Origin of the sequence: Cupriavidus sp. TMH.W2 (assembly GCF_050847365.1) — a bacterium.
Lineage (GTDB): Bacteria > Pseudomonadota > Gammaproteobacteria > Burkholderiales > Burkholderiaceae > Cupriavidus.
Genome location: NZ_CP193793.1, coordinates 2,635,625 through 2,652,021, shown reverse-complemented (window position 1 = coordinate 2,652,021; position 16,397 = coordinate 2,635,625). Strand labels below are relative to the sequence as shown.

Sequence of the window (16,397 nt, the reverse complement as noted above, 5' to 3'; positions counted from 1 at the left end):
ATGCGCGTGCTGCTGGTGGAAGACGACGCCATGATCGGCGACAGCGTCAAGCTGGCGCTGCGCCAGGAGGGCTTTACCGTCGACTGGGTGCGCGATGGCGACGCGGGCCTGGCCGCGGCCAGCACCATGCAGGAAGGGCAGCCGTGCTACGACCTGGTCCTGCTCGACCTGGGGCTGCCGCGGCGCCCGGGCCTCGACGTGCTGCGCACCCTGCGCGCGCGCGGCGTGCCAACCCCCGTGCTGATCCTGACCGCGCGCGACGCCGTCGCGGACCGTGTCGCGGGGCTGAACGCCGGCGCTGACGACTATCTGGTCAAGCCGTTCGACCTGCAGGAACTGGCCGCGCGCATGCACGCGCTGGCACGCCGCGCGGCCGGGCGCGCCGAACCACTGGTCACCTACGGCGACATCGCGCTCAATCCCGCCACGCGTGAAGCCACCCGTCGCGGCGAGCCGGTGCGGCTGTCGGCACGCGAGTTCGCGCTGCTGTCCGCGCTGATGGCGCGCCCTGGCAAGGTGTGGTCGGTGGCGCAGTTGCAAGAGCGGCTGTATGGCTGGGACGACGAAGTCGGCAGCAATACCGTCGAGGTCTATATCCACGCGCTGCGCAAGAAGTTCGGCGCGGCGCTGATCCGCAATATCCGCGGCGTGGGCTATGTGGTGCCGCGCCTGGACGGGGATGCGGCGTCCGCAGGCGAAGGAGACACCCCCTGATGCGCTCCATCCAGCGAACCCTGCTGTGGTGGCTGGCCGCGGGCCTGCTTGCCGGCATTGCCATCGCCACCGCGCTGATCTACGGACAGGCGCGGCAGGAGGCCAATGCGCTGTTCGACTACCAGATGAAGCAGATGGCCGCGGCGCTGCCCAGCCAGTTTGCCGACCCGGTGGCGGCGCCCTTCCTGGGCGCGCCCGGCGACCTCGCGCATGCCGACGAGGACGTGGTCATCCACATCTGGGACGGCTCCGGCCGCAGCCTGTACCTGTCGCATTCGCACCCGGCGCTGCCGGCGCGCGCCGAGCTGGGCTTTTCCAACGTGACCACCCAGCAGGGCGAATGGCGCCTGTACAGCGTGCAGCTGGGGCCCACCGTGGTGCAGATCGCGCAGCCGATGAGCGCGCGCCGCACGCTGGCTGCGCGCATGGCGCTGCGCACCGTGGCGCCGCTGCTGCTGTTGTTGCCGCTGCTGGGCTGGCTGGTGTGGATGGCAGTGGGGCGCGGCCTGCGCCCGCTGCGCGAGATCGCCACCGAGGTGCGTGCGCGCGACGCCAACACGCTGGCGCCGCTGGCCGTGCGCCAGATGCCGGACGAGATCGCGCCGCTCAGTGCCGCGCTGAACCAGCTGCTGGCGCGCCTCTCGCACGCCATCGACACCCAGCGCGCCTTCGTCGCCGATGCCGCGCACGCCCTGCGCACGCCGCTGGCCGCGCTGCAGCTGCAGGCCCAGCTGGTGGAGCGGGCCGGGAACGGCGCGGCGCGTGATGAAGCGATCGGCAAGCTGCGCCAGGGGCTGGAGCGGCTGACCCATCTCGTCGCCCAGCTGCTGACGCTGGCGCGGCAGGAGCCGGGCGCGGCCATTCCCCCGCACGAACCGGTGGAGCTGCACGAACTGGCAGCAAGCGTGGTCGCGGACATGGCGCAGGCCGCGCTGGATCGCAATATCGACCTCGGGCTGGACAGCAGTGAGGACGCATCGCCGGCGGTGGTGCGTGGCGACGCGGATGCGTTGCGCATCCTGCTGACCAACCTGCTGGACAACGCGCTGGCTTATATCCCGTCTGGCGGCCGCATCGATGTGCAGGTGGACCGCAGCGGCGATGGCCGCACCGTTGAACTGGTGGTCAGCGACAACGGGCCGGGGATTCCCGCTGAAGAGCGCGCCCGCGTGTTTGACCGCTTCTATCGGGTGGCCGATGCGCCCACGGGTGGCAGCGGGCTGGGGCTGGCCATCGTGGCCGAGATCGCGCAGTCGCATGGGGCGCGGGTGGTACTGGAGGATGCGGGGCCCGGGTTGCGGGTCAGGGTGGTGTTTGGGGTTGATTAACGGTGCCGTCCGCCATGCATTCGAGCGCTTGCCAAGGGAGGTGCAGACCCCAAAATGGCCCGCCACATGGTCGTCAGGGAGACGTGTGGCAAGCCGGTTGGTTGGGCGAGACCGTACTTTGCTGGACGAAAATTACTCCTTCGAAATTCCACGCATTGAATTAATTAAGAGAACAAGGCTTGATCCAAGCATGAGGAATCCAATGACCGTCGCGGCCATTCCTGTGTCGCGTGATCGGTTGGCGAGGTCAATGAAATAGAGGCCGCCGAAGAAGATTCCGAGCAAGGAGAGGAATCCAATGATTTTCTTGGGACGTCCGACAATGGTTCTTCCATCGAGATATTCTGGATTCTCATCAATCACCCGGTGAGTGGTCGATATAAGGTGAGTAAAATAAGCAAAGAAAATTGACGCACTGAGCGCAAAGGCACTATCTAATACGGGTAGCCATTGCCTTTGGATTTCTATTTCAGTATGGAAGATGACAAATAGTACGGCCAATGCAGTGCCATAGCTAGACCCACGGAAAAGAGCTTTGTTTAATATCGATTCAAGCGGTTCGGCCTTGTATAGCTTCCTAATGTCCAATTCGATAACCTCCGTGAGTTATGGATTGGTTCATAATTTTTAACACGTAGATTGACGAGCTGGGGGGCGTGAATTCGTCTCTGAGTCTACGATTCTTCCCGGTTCTGGGTTGGGAAATCCGAGATTCGCATTAAGCATCGCTGTGCGGCGAGAGGCCCGCAGCCGAGTGCCACCTGAGCCTCGCGCGGGTGGCGCCGGAGGATGCGGGGCCGGGGGTGCTGGTTAGGGTGGTGTTTCCGGCTTAGCTGAGTTCAGCCAAACATTTCCGCTTGCTCGTGCCGCAACTGGCGGATGCTGCTGAGTAAATGGAGCTTCCCTTCAGCCTTGCGCAATGCCGGCTCCGCCATGAACGAGAGCAGGTGCTCGAGTTGCTCCACGTCTCGTACGGTTAGGAATGATTTGGTCTTGTCGACAAAGACGACGGTAGCCTTCCGGCGCCGTAGCATCTCCATGACGTTGCGCAGCGTGCCGGTGCTTCGGGCATCCCAGATCATCAGCCCGAAGTCAGCCGCCTTCGCCATCTCGACATCCTTCGCAGTAAAGAAGGCGCGGGAACCTGGCTCTGCGTGCTTGACGTTGACACAAACCACGGGCCAGCTGCCCACGTTGTTTCGAGGCTCGAGCCCGCTGCAGTAGACGATGGCCTCCGCCACACCTTTACCGCAAAGGTAGGTTTGGACGGAGCTGTCGGCGCCGTCCGCGTCGCCTACGATCACGGTGCGGTCGCCCTCGACAATGCGATCGATGCGCGCTTTGACCTGGGGATCGAGCTGCTTGATACTGATCGAGCCGGCTACAAAGATCTTGCTCATCCGTTGCACCTCACCATGTCACTGTCGCTACGTAGATGTTTGCGACCTTCGCATAACCTCTCAGGACCCGGCAGGCTTCCTCCAACGAAGCGCCGGTGTCGTACCGGTCATCGATGAGCAGCACATTCTGGCGTTTTGATCCCGGTATTCCGTCATGCAACGTGATGCGCCCGGCCAGTGCCGCCGCGCGCGCTTCCTTCGTTCCGATGTTCTTTAGTGGTTGGCCCGTCGGCAACCTGGTGCAAAGCCACGGTCCCGGCTCCCGTGGAGCTCCCGCAGTCGCACATCCATCCCGTTCTCCGATTCGTCGCGCCCAAGCCATGCTCGGGGGATCGACGGTTCAGAACTAGGGACTAAGTCTGAAAAGGGAGTGGAATTGCCCCGCTACTCGGTGTCAGTTTCCGATGCGGGATGCAGATTGAATCGATGCAGGCAACTCAAGGGTAGCGGTGGGGGGGATCCGCCGAGCGACACTTCACCCCACCGGCGTCAACACCCCCTCCCCGGCAAAATGCCGCCGCGCATTCTCCAGGAACTGCGTCACGGACGCCGTGATGGCTTCCGGCGACCAGCCAGCCACATGCGGGGTCAGCACAACGTTCGGGCAGTCGAACAAGACCGCCGGCGGCGCCGGCTCGCTCTCGTAGACATCCAGCCCCGCGCCACCCAGCTTGCCGTCGCGCAGCGCTGATGCCAGCGCCTTGGTATCCACCACGCTGCCGCGCGCGATATTGACAAGGAACCCGGACGGCCCCAGCGCCGCCAGCACGCTCGCATCGACCAGGTGCCGCGTACCCGCCCCGCCCGGCGTGGCGATCACGAGGTAGTCCGCCCATGCGGCCAGCGCACCGATGCTGTCGAAGTACCGGTACTCCGCCGCGTCCTCGCGCGCCTTGCGGTTGTGGTAGCCGATCTCCAGGTCGAAGCCCACGCCACGCCGGGCGATGCGCCGGCCGATGGTGCCGAGCCCGACAATGCCCAGCCGCTTGCCCGAGACATTGGGCCGCAGCGGCAGCGCGGTGCGCCAGGTGCCGGCGCGCGTGGCCGCGTCCAGCTGCGGCACGGCGCGCACGGTCGCCAGCAGCAGCGCAAAGGCGTGGTCGGCCGCGCAGCTGTCGTTGGTACCGGCGCCATTGGCGACGGCGATGCCGCGCGCGCGGGCGTAGGCCACGGCAATGTTCTCGAAGCCCGCGCCCAGCGCGCACACCAGTTCCAGCGCCGGCATGGCGTCGATCTCCGCCGCGGTCAGGCCGGCGGAACCAATGGTCAGTACCACGCGGATGCGCTCGCCCTGCGTGGCGATCTGCGCGGCGCGGCTTTCGGCATCCGGCGCGTAGAGGATCTCGAATCGTTCGGTGATGGCATCGCGGTGGTGAGCAGCTACCTGGGTGAGGATCAGCAGTGTGGGCTTCATGGCGGGGACAGCGGGGCAGGCGGTGCAGTCGGAGAAGGGTGGCAGCGTGGCGGCTGCCGCAGGCAGCCGGCGTGCGGGTAGCTGGCAGACGTCACATTCTAGCGCCGTGGCGCCGGGCTTGCCGAGGGCGACAGCGCACGCGGCGACCACGCAGAAACGGGTACGCTTTGCCTCCCGCGGACGCGTTCATGGCCGGTCCTCTGTCGCGGCATATGCCTATAAGCAAGGGGCGAACGCGTTTTTCAGACGGCCCGCGGCGCCGTTCTGCCCGTCCCCGCAACGCACGCAGAAACGGGTACGCTTTGGTGCCGCGACCGCCTCCCAGGCATGCCGGCACAACACCATTGCGTATCATGCGTGTTCTCTTCCTCACTCGCGAAACAACAGCATGCGCGCAATCGGCAACTTCCTCTGGTTCATTCTTGGCGGCGTGGTGATGGGCCTGGCCTGGTGGCTGGCCGGACTGCTGGCCTTTATCTCGATCATCGGGATTCCCTGGGGCAAGGCCTGCTTCGTGATCGGCAGCTTTACCTTCTTCCCGTTCGGCAAGCAGGCCATCAGCCGGCGCGAGCTGACCGGGCGCGACGATGTCGGCACCGGCGCGCTGGGGCTGGTGGGCAATGTGCTGTGGTTTGTCTTTGCCGGCGTGTGGCTGGCGATCGGCCATGTGATGGCGGCGGTCGCCAATTTCGTGACCATCATCGGCATCCCGTTTGCGATCCAGCACCTGAAGCTCGCCGGCATTGCGCTGGCGCCGATCGGCCAGACCGTGGTCAGCAACGAAGTGGCTGACGCCGCGCGCCGCGATGGCGCGCGCGCGCACGTGGATAACCTGCGCCGCTGAAGCATCCGGCGCCGGCGTCCCTGGCGCCTTCTTCATCCTGCAGGCCGGCGTGGGCGACCAGACGCTCGGGCAGGCTTGTTGCCCATCGCCGCAGCGCTGCCTTGGCCTATGCTTCGCCAGAGGCACACTGCCTCAGCCCACTCGCTGCACCATGCCCATGCTCCCGACCGATGCTGCCCCCCGCGCCACCTGGCTGCCGCCGCCGGGAAGCTGGCAGTACCACGTGCTGCTGGGCGCGGCTGGCATGCTGGTGCTGGGGCCGCTGGGCGGCATCGCGGCCGCGTACATGAATTTCTCGCTGGGCTTCTTTGTCGGCGGGCAGGTGCTGGCGGGCATCCTTGGCTCGGTGGTGACGGCTGGCTATGGGGCGTCCGGGCGCCACGGCGCCAACTACATCCAGACCGCGGCGGCGTCGGTGGCCGGCATGGGTGGCATGGCCGTGGTGCTGCAGGCGATGGCGTGGCTGGGCATGGCGCAGCCGCCGCTGTGGCAACTGGTGCTCTACATGCTGTGCATCGGCATGCTCGGCGTGGGCGTGGGCATGCTGTACACGCCATTGCTGGTGGACCGGATGCAGCTCACGTTCCCGTCGGGGCTGGCGGTGGCCAATATCCTGCGCGCGGTGACCGATCCGGCGCTGCTGCGGCGTTCAGTGGCGCGGCTGGGCGGCGGCATGGCACTGGGCCTGGCCAGCGGGCTGGGCGCGGCGCGCGTGCCGTGGCTGGCAGCGCTGGACCTGTCGGCGGCAACCTTCGGCGCCGGCATGATTGTCGGCGCGCGCGTGGGCGTTGCCGCGCTGGTGGGCGGGCTGGCCGGCTGGGCCATGACGCCGTGGTTTGTCGCCGCGGGCTGGCTGGCGCCGGGCGAGCCGTACCGCAAGGCCACCTTTCTGATTGCACTGGGCATGATCATGGGGGCGGCCCTGGTCGATGTGGGGCTGCTGCTGGTGCAGGCGTGGCGCCAGTGGCGCGCGCCCCGGCGGCCTGCGCCGCGGCGCGGGCCGGGCATGGGCTGGGTGGCGGCCTGGGCGCTGCTGTGGGGCGCTGCCACGGTGGCGGCGGGCGTGGCGTGGTTCGGGCAGCCGCTGGGCTTCCAGCTGATGGCGGTGCTGCTGGTGCTGGTGTTTGCACTGGTCAACGGCATCTCGGTCGGCATGGTCGACCAGAACCCGATCTCGTCGGCCTTCGTGCTGTCGGTGATCCTGATGGCTGCCGCCGGCCTGCGCGCGCCGCATGTCGGGCTGATTGCCGCCACGGTCCTGCTGGTGGCCACGGCCGAGGCCAGCGACATGCAGCAGGACCGCTCCACCGGCTGGCGGCTGGGCAGTGACCGCATGGTGCAGTTTGGCTACCAGGTGGCGGGCATTGTCGTGGGCGCGCTGGTTGCCGTGGCGATGGCCCGGTTGTTCCTGCAAGCCTATCCGGTGCTGGCGCTGGACCAGACCAACCTGCGGGCCGACCAGCAGCCGGCGCGCTGGACCTCTGCCATGACGTACAAGATCGTGGGCGTGCTGCATGGCCTGTCGCGCAGCCGTGCCGACCAGTACGTGGCGGTGGGGACGGGGCTGGCGATCGGACTGGCGACGGCACTGCTGCGCCGCGCCATCCTCGGCCGGCCGGCGTGGCAGCGCTTTGCGCAGGCCAGCCGGAGCGGCCGGGCCGCGGGCTTTGTGCTCGATGCAGTGATCCTGCCGTCGCCCTATGCATCGTCGTTCGGCGGCTTCGTCAACCTGGCGGCGGCTGGATGGATGGCCGCGGGCGGCGTGGTGGCGAGCGTGGCCGCTGCCGTGGCCAGGCCGGCAACACCCCGGCAGGGCTTGCCGCAGGACATGAGCACGGCGTCGCTGCTGGGCGGAGGCCTGATCGCCGGCGATGCGCTGGCGGCGCTGGCCATCGGCGTGGCGGGCTTGTTGTCCGTCACCGGGGCTTGAGCGACGTTTGTCCGGCAGCGATTGTCAAATTCTATTGACGCTTCTGTCCAAGATCCAGTGGATTGTCAAATCGTGCGAGCGGCGTACCATAGGCGGCCAGACTGACGCACTGGCTTGACCCGGAGAATCACCATGGCCCTTGACCACGAATCCTTTGCTCTGCTGCGCGCTTCAGTGCAGCGCTTCATCGACGAACGCCTGAAGCCCGCCGAAGACACGCTGGAGGAAACCGACGACGTGCCCGCCGAGATCGTCGCGGACATGAAGGAGATGGGCCTGTTCGGCATCTCCATCCCCGAGGCCTACGGCGGCATCGGCCTGTCGATGTCGCAGGAATGCGATGTGGTCTACGACCTGGGCCACACCGCGTTTGCCTTCCGTTCGGTGTTTGGCACCAACGTGGGCATCGGCTCGCAGGGCATCCTGATGGATGGCACCGAGGAGCAGAAGCAGCAGTACCTGCCGCGCATCGCCAGCGGCGACCTGATTATCTCGTTCGCGCTGACCGAGCCGAATGCCGGCTCCGATGCCGCCTCGCTGCAGACCAGGGCCGAGCTCGACGGCGACCACTATGTCATCAACGGCACCAAGCGCTTTATCACCAACGCGCCGCGCGCCGGCGCTTTCACGCTGATGGCGCGCACGGGCGGTGCGGGCGCTTCGGGGATCTCGTCCTTCATCGTGCCGGCCGACACCCCGGGCATCTCGCTGGGCAAGCCGGACAAGAAGATGGGCCAGCGCGGCACCAAGACCTGCGACGTGGTGCTGGAGAACGTGCGCGTGCCGGCCGCCAACATTATTGGCGGTGTGCCGGGCGTGGGCTTCAAGACCGCGATGAAGGTGCTGGACCGCGGCCGCCTGCATATCTCGGCGCTGGCCTGCGGCATGGCGCATCGCCTGATCACCGACGCGGTGGCCTATGCCAAGGAACGCAAGCAGTTCGGCAAGCCCATCGGCGACTTCCAGCTGATCCAGGCCATGCTGGCCGACAGCCAGGCCGAGCTGTACGCGGGCCTGTCGATGGTGCGCGACTGCGCCCAGCGCTACGACGCCAAGCCCGCCGGCAAGAGCGATCCGGAAGTCAGCATGCTGGCCTCCTGCACCAAGATGTTCTGTACCGAGATGGTGGGCCGCGTGGCCGACCGCGCGGTGCAGATCCATGGCGGCGCCGGCTATATCGCCGAATACAAGGCCGAGCGTTTCTACCGCGACGTGCGCCTGCTGCGCCTGTACGAAGGCACCACGCAGATCCAGCAGCTGATTATCGCCAAGCAATTGCTGCGCGACTGACCACGCAACGGCCCGGCGCGGCAGGAGTCGACTTGACATCCGCCCCTCCCTAAAGAGAGGGGATTCCCTCTGCAGGCGATCGATGTCCCGATCGGGCAAGGATATTTAATGCAGCGTTCACATCGCGATCATGTAGAGCACCGCATTGACTGCATACCCACTGCCTTACTCCAAGGTCTGCGATACCTTTCGGCCTCTCCGGCGGCATTGCATCGCACGAAGAACAAACCTGGGTGGTGAAACGTTCGTCGACTTCCTCATACCACGCGCCATGCGCAATCGCCTTGTACGCGAGCATTGTGCGGAAGGACGACCAGCCCGCATCGAGGACGGACTTCGCCATGCTGGTCCTGGCGAGGCCGGCGGCATTCACGTTACCCACCGCAATGTAGTCAAAGTCCCGCACGATGCGATGCGAGAGCTTGTGCAGGAAGTCACGCCGAGCATTGGCGATGCGCGCGTGGAGGTTCATTGCCAGTCGCCGCTTGCGCGCTCGCTGCGCTTTGGCCAGCGCTTGCTCGAGTCGGCCAAGATGGCGCGGATTCCCGATCTTCTCACCGGTGGAGAGCGTTGCAAGGTCCTTCAAGCCGAGATCAATGCCGACACCGCGTTCCGGGGAGCGGGCCTGGGTGTCCGCAACTTCAATCACGATGTTCAGGAACCAGTTGCCCCGGGCGTCGCGAGAGAAATTCGTCCCGTCCTTGATCTTGCCTTCGGGAACGGGCCTGGAATTGAACACGCGAAACGTGTTGCCGGCAAAGCGGAATGCCTCGCCCGAGCGCTTGAGATCCCGCCCCTTGAGCGGCACCCAGCCGAGGGACCTGCGGCCGCGATAGCGCAAATAGGGCCGGCGGCGCTGGCTACGCGACTTGGCGTACTGCTCGCAAACTGCGTTGACGGTGCCGGAATGGATACGGAGTTCCTTGCTGCTGCCGGTGGTCAGCCCGTTCAGATCGAAACCCGTGGGCCATTCCTTGCCCCACTTAAGTGCGTGCTTCTGCGTGTCATTGCAGAAATTCCAGACGTAGTTCACCGCGCGGCTCTGCTGATTGAGCAGGCCGTTCAGCGACTTCACCCGGTAGCGATAGACGACAAGCATGCCGGTCATTCTAAATGGGGATTGCTTGCTGCCGACAGCACTCCTTCCACTCCCCGCCCTGAAGGGCGAGGTTTCTCGGAGCAAGTCTGATGAACACGATGCAGTTCCGCGGGCCGCACAGCCCGCCGCAGGCAGGGCATGATGGCGACGCGCCGCACCGGCTGCGCGCCGTGGTGGCGACCTATCGCCCCACGCTGCAGGCCTATACGCTGGCGGTGTCGCCAGCCGAGCTGATGGTGCTCAGCGCGCCGCCGGCGGAGATGGCGGGCAATGTGGGCGCCAAGGGCGATCCACGCGCGCATGCGCACCTGGCGCGCTTGCGCGGCGAGGTCCAGGCCAGCGGCATTGCGTTGCCCGGTGCGATCGTGGTCGCGGTCAGCGGCGGCAGCCTGCAATGCGAGTTTGACCATCTGTATGCGCTGTCGCTGCATCCGCGTCGCGGTGACCGGCTGATCGTGCTGGACGGCTACGAGCGCCTGCTGGCGCTTGCGCATGGCGAGCGCCGGGAATGCAAGACGCTGGTGTCGGCGGTGCTGTGGCGCACGGCGCTGGAGTCCGCCGCGGCGGCACCGGCAACGGATGCCGCCACCGATACGATCGATGCGTCCGTGGCGCAGTCATGTGCGGCGCGCTGGGCCCACGCTACCCGCGTGTGGCATTGACCGCGGCACCGGACACGTGATGAATGCGCCTGGCGCGATGCGTGCGATCAGCGCAATGTGACTTGAGCCGCCCGCAAGGCGGCTTTTTCCTTGTCGGCGCCCGGACGTGTCCGAACGCTGTTGCAGGCTTGCTCGCGGTATAGCCGCTTATTGCTGCGGCCATACCCCATCGACATCGCGCAGCAGGTGGCCGGCGAGAATATAGTCCCCGAGCCGCGTGGCCTTGGCCTCGAGGTCGAGCAGTTCATGGTCCGCCAGCGCGCCAAGATCGAACTGGCAATAGAGATTGCGTTGACGGAATGTGCCCTTGGGTTTGGCCAGCCCTTCGATCAGGGCTTCGCGGGAACGGACGGCGATGCTCTCTTGTCCGCGATACTGCACCTTGATACCGCGCTTTTCTCCGAGCCTGCCGAGTTCGACGGCGTCCTGCCATCCCGTCTCGTAGTCCAGCTCAAGCGCCAGCACGCCTTCCGAGGCCAGAAGCCTGAGCGCTTCTGCCTTGCTGCCAGCTCGCACGATTGACATCCACACCTCTTATATCGACTTATACTGTACGAATATACAGTCAACCCGGAGTCGCGGCAAGGCCCTTGCAGCGGACAGCGGTCGACTGTTCCCGGCCACGGCGCCGAGATGTTGCGCCGGCCGCGCCCCCCGGCCTGCGCCAGTCCAGTCGAGTATTGTTTTCAATGTATGTCAGAGGCATGTCAGAAGCGCGCCGGCGGCTCGGGACTGCCCCCGTTATTGCCGGCGCTGTTGCCGGTTGCCGTGCCCGTTGCCGTGCCGGCTGAGCCCGCTTGCGCCGGTGCGCCGGCAAAGTCGCCCGCATAGGCGCGTGACAGGGCGCCGGGTTGCATGTAGCGCCGAATGGCGGCGTTGACCGTCTGCGGCGTGGCGCTGCGCAGCCGTTGCTCGAACTCCTCGGTAAAGGCCATGGTGCGGCCCAGGTAGAGCTGGCTGGCCAGCGTGCCGGCCAGCGCGGCGTCGCTGCTGCGGCTGACCATGCCCTGCTGCAGCAGGCCGCTGACCGCCTCGGCCAGTTCCTCGGCGGTAATGCCGTCGCGCACGAAGCGTTCCAGTTCCTCGGTCACGGCGCGCTGCACGCGCGGCAGGTTCTGCGGCGCATACTGCGCGCGCACGCCGAAGCGGCCGGCGCGGTCGAGCGCGCCGGCCTGCACCCAGCTGCTCGCGCCGTAGCTCAGGCCTTCCTGCTGGCGCAGCCGGTCAGCCAGGCGGCTGCGCAGGCTGGCACCGCCCAGCACGCGGTTGGCAATCATCATCAGCGCATAGTCGGAGGCGTCGCTGGTCAGGTCGATCGGGCTGACGGCCAGGTAGACGGCATTGGCCTTGCCCGGCGCGGGCAGCGTGAACTCGGCCGGCGGGATCGGCACGAAGGGACGGTCGACGCGCGCATAGGGCTGCGGCGCGGTCCAGTCGCCAAACAACTGCGCGGCCTGCGCGCTGGCCGCCGCGGCATCGAAGTCGCCCACCAGGCTCAGTTGCGCATGGCCTGCGCCGTAGAAGCGGGCGTGGAAGTCGCGTACCTGCGCCAGGGTGGCGGTCTGCAGGTCGGCAATGCTCTCGGCGATGGTGCGGGCATGGCGCGGATCGCCCACGGGGTAGGGGTCGCCGTGCTGGCCCAGGGCATTGGATGCCAGCACGCCGGGTTCGCGCTGCATGCTTTCGATATCGGCGATGCTGGTCTTGCGCAGCGTCTCGAACTCGGCTTCGGGGAAGGTCGGCGCGCGCAGCAGGTCGCGCAGCAGCGCCAGCACTTCCGGCAGGTACGCGCGGCGCGTCTCGAAGCTGACCGTCACCTGCTCCGGGCTGCCGGAGATCCCGACGCGCGCGCGCAGCGCCTCGATGCGGTCGGCGATCTGCTGGCGGTCCATGCCGGCGGTGCCGCGCCGGAGCATGGCGGCGGTCAGCGCGCCCACCGTGGTCAGCCCCTGCAGGCTCTGCACATCCCCCGTGCGCAGCACCAGCACGCCTTGCACCACTTCACCGCGCGCGGGCTTGGGCAGCAGCGCCAGCTGCATGCCGTTGGCGAGGGTCTGGCGCGTGGTATGGGATTCGATATTGGCGGGGCTGGGGTCGAATGCCGCCACCGCGGCCGGCGCCTGCCTGCCCTGGTAGCCGCTGACCATCGCGGCGACGTCCGGTGCCGGCGGCACCTGCGTGCGCTGCGGCTGCTCGGCGGGCAGGAACACGCCCAAGGTGCGGTTCGATGCCTGGAAGTAGTTCTGCGCCACGCGCTGCACGTCGGCGAGCGTGGTGGTCTCGATGCGGTCGCGCGCCAGGAAGAACAGGCGCCAGTCGCCCTTGGCGATGGCCTCGGACAGCGCAATGCCCAGCGCGCCGGGATCGTTCATGTATTGCTCATACCCATTGCGCATGCGCACGCGCGCGCGTTCCAGCTCGGCTTCGGTCACGGGCGCTTCGGCAAAGCCCTCGATCTGCGTGATCAGCCCCGCGCGCGCGGCGGCGAGCGGCTGGTCTTTCGAAGTCTGCGCCATGAACAGCAGTACGCCGGGGTCCTTCATCGCATAGAGCGCGCTGCCGACCGAGGCCGCCTGGCCGCGTTCGACCAGCGCCTTGTACAGCCTCCCGCCCGGCGTGTCGGCGAGGATGATGGTCAGCAGCGACAGCGCGGTGGCGTCCGGGTGTGCGCCCGGGCTGATGTGGTATTGCGCGGCCACCAGGCGGGTGTCGCCCGGGCGCATCACCACCAGCTCGCGCGCGCCTTCCTGCGCGGGCTCGACGGTATGCTCGGGCGGCAGCACGCGCTGCGGGCGCGGAATCGGGCCGAAGTCACGCTCGATGCGCGCCAGCGTGGCGGCGGGATCGAACTTGCCCGCCACCACCAGCACCGCGTTGTCGGGCTGGTAGTAGCGGCGATAAAAGGCGCGCAGGTTGTCGATGCTGACTTGCTCCACATCGCTGCGCGCGCCGATCGGGGCCTTGCCATAGTTGTGCCAGCGATAGGCGGCGGCCATGGTCTGCTGCATCAGCATGCGCCCGGGGCTGTTCTCGCCCATTTCCATCTCGTTGCGCACCACCGTCATCTCGCTGTCCAGGTCGGTGCGCGCGATCACGCTGTTGACCATGCGGTCGGCCTCCATGCGCAGCGCCCAGTCCAGGTTGTCGTCGCTGGCGGTGAAGGTCTCGAAGTAGTTGGTGCGGTCCTGCGCGGTGGTGCCGTTCACGCTCATGCCGCGCCGCGCGAATTCGGTCGGGATGGTCTTGCCCGGCAGCGACGGCGTGCCCTTGAACAGCAGGTGCTCGAGCAGGTGGGCCATGCCGGTCTCGCCGTAGTTCTCGTGGCGGCTGCCGACCAGGTAGGTGATATTGACGGTGGTGCTGGCCTTGGCCGCGTCCGGTGCCAGCACGATGCGCAGGCCGTTGGGCAGGCGGTACTCGGTGATGCCTTCGACCGACGCCACCTGCGTGGCCCTGGCGGATGTCGCCGCGGGCGCGGTCTGCACCGGCTGCGCCAGCGCCGGCGTGCAGGCAAGCGAAGCAAGCAGGGACAGGTGCAGGGCAGTACGGCGCATGGGGTCTCCGGTCGGGCGGTGGTGGTGAGGCTGGCAGTGAGTTCGCGGGTGAGGCAAGCAGCGCATTCTAGCCGCCGTCCCTGTCAGCCACTGTGCCGCAGCCCACGCCTGCGCGCCAGAGGGAAATGTCCGAATCCAGCGGGTATGCGGCGGCATGTAGCGGTAGCATGCCGTCATGCACCTCGATCCCGATACCTGCTACAAGGCCGTGGCCTCGCACGACCGCCGCTTCGACGGGCGCTTCTTCGTGGGCGTGTCGTCGACGGGCGTGTACTGCCGGCCAGTGTGCGCGGTACGCACCCCCAGGCGCGAGAACTGCACGTTCTATGAGAGCGCCGCCGCGGCCGAGAAGCACGGCTTCCGCCCCTGCCTGCGCTGCCGTCCCGAACTGGCGCCCGGGCATGGACTGGCCGATATTTCCGGCCGGCCGGCTGGCGCAGGCCGCGGCCACGCTGATCGACGAGGGCTTCATGGCCGAAGGCAGCGTTGCCACACTGGCCGCGCGCATCGGCGTGACCGAGCGGCACTTGCGGCGCCTGTTCGACGCGCAGTTCGGCGTGTCGGTGCTGGAGTATGCGCAGACCCAGCGGCTCCTGCTGGCCAAGCGGCTGCTGGCCGACACCGCGCTGCCGGTGACCGAAGTGGCGCTGGCGGCGGGCTTCGGCAGCGTGCGCCGCTTCAACGATGTGCTCAAGACCCGCTACGGCCTGACGCCGCTGGCGCTGCGCCGGCGCGCCGCCGACGGCGTGGCCGACCGGCTGGTGTTCGACCTTGGCTACCGCCCGCCCTTCGCCTGGGACGCATGGCTGCGCTTCCTGGCCACGCGCGCGGTGGACGGCATCGAAGCCATCGCGGACGGCGCCTACCTGCGCACGCTTCTGGTGGAAGCCGGCGGCAGCACGCACATTGGCTGGGTGCGCATTGAACACGTGCCGCGCAGGCTGGTGCTGCGTGTGACGCTGTCGGCTTCGCTGGCGCGCGTGATTCCGCAGGCGCTGGGCAAGGTGCGCCGGCTGTGCGACCTGGGCTGCCGGCCAGACGTGGTGGACCGGCACCTGGGCGAACTGGCCGAGGCGATGCCGGGCGTGCGCCTGCCGGGCAGCGTCGACGGCTTCGAGATCGCGGTGCGCGCGGTGGTGGGGCAGGTGATCCCGGTGGTGCAGGCACGACGCATCCTGGCCGCGCTGGGGCAGCGGGCAGGGCAGGCGCTGGACGGCACGCCGCCTGACGGCCTGCGCCATACCTTCCCGACCGCCGCCGCCATCGCCGCACTGCCAGAGCAAACCTTGCGCGATGCCGGCGTATCGGCGGGCAAGGCGCGCACGCTGCAGGCACTGGCGCGGCGCATGGCCGACGGCACGCTGGCGCTCGACGCGCACGCGGTGCCGGAGCAGGCCGTGGCGGCGCTGCGCGAGATCGACGGCATCGGCGACTGGACCGCGCAGTATGTCGCCATGCGCGCGCTGGGCTGGCCCGATGCCTTCCCCGGCACCGACTATGCGCTGCGCAAGGTGCTGGGCGTCAGTACCGTGCGCGCGATGCAGGCACGCACGGCGCAATGGGCGCCGTGGCGGGCCTATGCCGCCATCCACCTGTGGCATCGCTATGAAGCGATGAAGGACGCCGCCCCCGCGGTGGCCGAACCGGAGACGATCGCATGACCAGCTATCGCCATATCGACAGCCCGCTCGGGACCGTATGGCTGCGCGCGCAGGCGGGGCACCTGACCGGCCTTTACTTCTCGGGGCAGAAATACCACCCCACGGGCATTGCCGACAGCCGCGACGTGCCCCCGGCCGATGCCGCGGTGCTCGATCGCGCACAGGTGGAACTGGCCGAGTATTTCGCCGGCCGCCGCGACACCTTCACCGTGCCGGTGCGCTTTGCCGGCAGCCCGTTCCAGCAGCGCGTATGGCAGGCGCTGCTGGACATCCCGTGCGGCGAGACCGCATCGTACGGAGAGCTGGCCCGCATGCTGGGCCTGCCGCCTACGCATGCGCGCGCGGTGGGCGGCGCGGTGGGGCGCAACCCGCTGTCGGTGATCGTGCCCTGCCATCGCGTGCTCGGCAGTGCCGGCGCGCTGACCGGCTACGCCGGCGGGATCGATCGCAAACGCGCCCTGCTGCAGCGCGAGGGCATCGGCGCCGCACCAGGCTGACGGC

General features: G+C 67.8%; 13 protein-coding genes and 1 pseudogene. 8 read left to right on the top strand and 6 right to left on the bottom strand.

Features of this window, described 5'->3' with window-relative positions; genetic code table 11:
* On the top strand, nucleotides 1–714 hold the full coding sequence (locus ACREYQ_RS29455) for a response regulator transcription factor (protein ID WP_432261491.1): 714 nt from the start codon (nucleotides 1–3) through the stop codon (nucleotides 712–714).
* On the top strand, nucleotides 714–2,042 hold the full coding sequence (locus ACREYQ_RS29450) for a sensor histidine kinase (RefSeq protein WP_432261490.1): 1,329 nt from the start codon (nucleotides 714–716) through the stop codon (nucleotides 2,040–2,042). The genes ACREYQ_RS29455 and ACREYQ_RS29450 overlap by 1 nt, the downstream gene beginning before the upstream one ends.
* Nucleotides 2,043–2,174: 132 nt before the next feature.
* On the opposite strand, the gene ACREYQ_RS29445 is transcribed toward ACREYQ_RS29450, so the two are convergent.
* From ACREYQ_RS29445 to ACREYQ_RS29435, 3 genes are all read right to left on the bottom strand, one after another.
* Complete coding sequence (locus ACREYQ_RS29445) at nucleotides 2,175–2,630, bottom strand: hypothetical protein (protein ID WP_432261489.1); 456 nt, start codon at nucleotides 2,628–2,630, stop codon at nucleotides 2,175–2,177.
* A gap of 251 nt (nucleotides 2,631–2,881) precedes the next feature.
* Nucleotides 2,882–3,442 (bottom strand): hypothetical protein, encoded by a 561-nt coding sequence (locus tag ACREYQ_RS29440; RefSeq protein ID WP_432261488.1) that lies wholly within the window; start codon nucleotides 3,440–3,442, stop codon nucleotides 2,882–2,884.
* A 475-nt stretch (nucleotides 3,443–3,917) separates the two neighbouring features.
* Complete coding sequence (locus ACREYQ_RS29435) at nucleotides 3,918–4,856, bottom strand: 2-hydroxyacid dehydrogenase (protein WP_432261487.1); 939 nt, start codon at nucleotides 4,854–4,856, stop codon at nucleotides 3,918–3,920.
* Nucleotides 4,857–5,244: 388 nt separating this feature from the next.
* Between ACREYQ_RS29435 and ACREYQ_RS29430 the strand changes: the two genes are divergently transcribed.
* The 3 genes from ACREYQ_RS29430 (at nucleotide 5,245) to ACREYQ_RS29420 (ending at nucleotide 8,920) form a co-directional block, all read left to right on the top strand.
* Nucleotides 5,245–5,700, top strand: a complete 456-nt coding sequence (locus ACREYQ_RS29430) for a YccF domain-containing protein (RefSeq protein WP_432261486.1) — start codon at nucleotides 5,245–5,247, stop codon at nucleotides 5,698–5,700.
* Between the two features lie 151 nt (nucleotides 5,701–5,851).
* Nucleotides 5,852–7,630 carry an OPT/YSL family transporter gene (locus ACREYQ_RS29425; protein ID WP_432261485.1) on the top strand — a complete coding sequence of 593 codons (1,779 nt, stop codon included), beginning with the start codon at nucleotides 5,852–5,854 and terminating at the stop codon, nucleotides 7,628–7,630.
* A 132-nt stretch (nucleotides 7,631–7,762) separates the two neighbouring features.
* Nucleotides 7,763–8,920, top strand: coding sequence for an acyl-CoA dehydrogenase family protein (locus tag ACREYQ_RS29420; protein ID WP_432261484.1), 1,158 nt, complete (start codon nucleotides 7,763–7,765; stop codon nucleotides 8,918–8,920).
* A 49-nt stretch (nucleotides 8,921–8,969) separates the two neighbouring features.
* Here the strand turns inward: ACREYQ_RS29420 and ACREYQ_RS29415 are convergent, their stop codons facing one another.
* Complete coding sequence (locus ACREYQ_RS29415; protein WP_432262686.1) at nucleotides 8,970–10,019, bottom strand: RNA-guided endonuclease InsQ/TnpB family protein; 1,050 nt, start codon at nucleotides 10,017–10,019, stop codon at nucleotides 8,970–8,972.
* 89 nt (nucleotides 10,020–10,108) lie between these two features.
* On the opposite strand from ACREYQ_RS29415, the gene ACREYQ_RS29410 reads away from it, so the two are divergent.
* A complete protein-coding gene (locus ACREYQ_RS29410) occupies nucleotides 10,109–10,681 on the top strand; it encodes a hypothetical protein (RefSeq protein WP_432261483.1) in 573 nt (190 codons plus the stop codon).
* A 147-nt stretch (nucleotides 10,682–10,828) separates the two neighbouring features.
* Here ACREYQ_RS29410 and ACREYQ_RS29405 read toward each other — a convergent pair whose 3' ends face one another.
* The gene (locus tag ACREYQ_RS29405; RefSeq protein ID WP_432261482.1) at nucleotides 10,829–11,206 is read right to left on the bottom strand and encodes a PHA-granule associated protein 4; all 378 of its coding nucleotides are present in this window, start codon (nucleotides 11,204–11,206) and stop codon (nucleotides 10,829–10,831) included.
* A gap of 182 nt (nucleotides 11,207–11,388) precedes the next feature.
* The gene (locus tag ACREYQ_RS29400) at nucleotides 11,389–14,235 is read right to left on the bottom strand and encodes a M16 family metallopeptidase (RefSeq protein WP_432261481.1); all 2,847 of its coding nucleotides are present in this window, start codon (nucleotides 14,233–14,235) and stop codon (nucleotides 11,389–11,391) included.
* A 175-nt stretch (nucleotides 14,236–14,410) separates the two neighbouring features.
* On the opposite strand from ACREYQ_RS29400, the pseudogene ACREYQ_RS29395 reads away from it, so the two are divergent.
* Together ACREYQ_RS29395 and ACREYQ_RS29390 are read left to right on the top strand one after the other, a co-directional pair.
* A pseudogene (locus ACREYQ_RS29395) lies at nucleotides 14,411–15,896 on the top strand (AlkA N-terminal domain-containing protein).
* Nucleotides 15,893–16,393 (top strand): methylated-DNA--[protein]-cysteine S-methyltransferase, encoded by a 501-nt coding sequence (locus tag ACREYQ_RS29390; protein ID WP_432261480.1) that lies wholly within the window; start codon nucleotides 15,893–15,895, stop codon nucleotides 16,391–16,393. Before ACREYQ_RS29395 ends, ACREYQ_RS29390 begins: the two are co-directional and overlap by 4 nt.
* Nucleotides 16,394–16,397 lie beyond the last annotated feature (4 nt).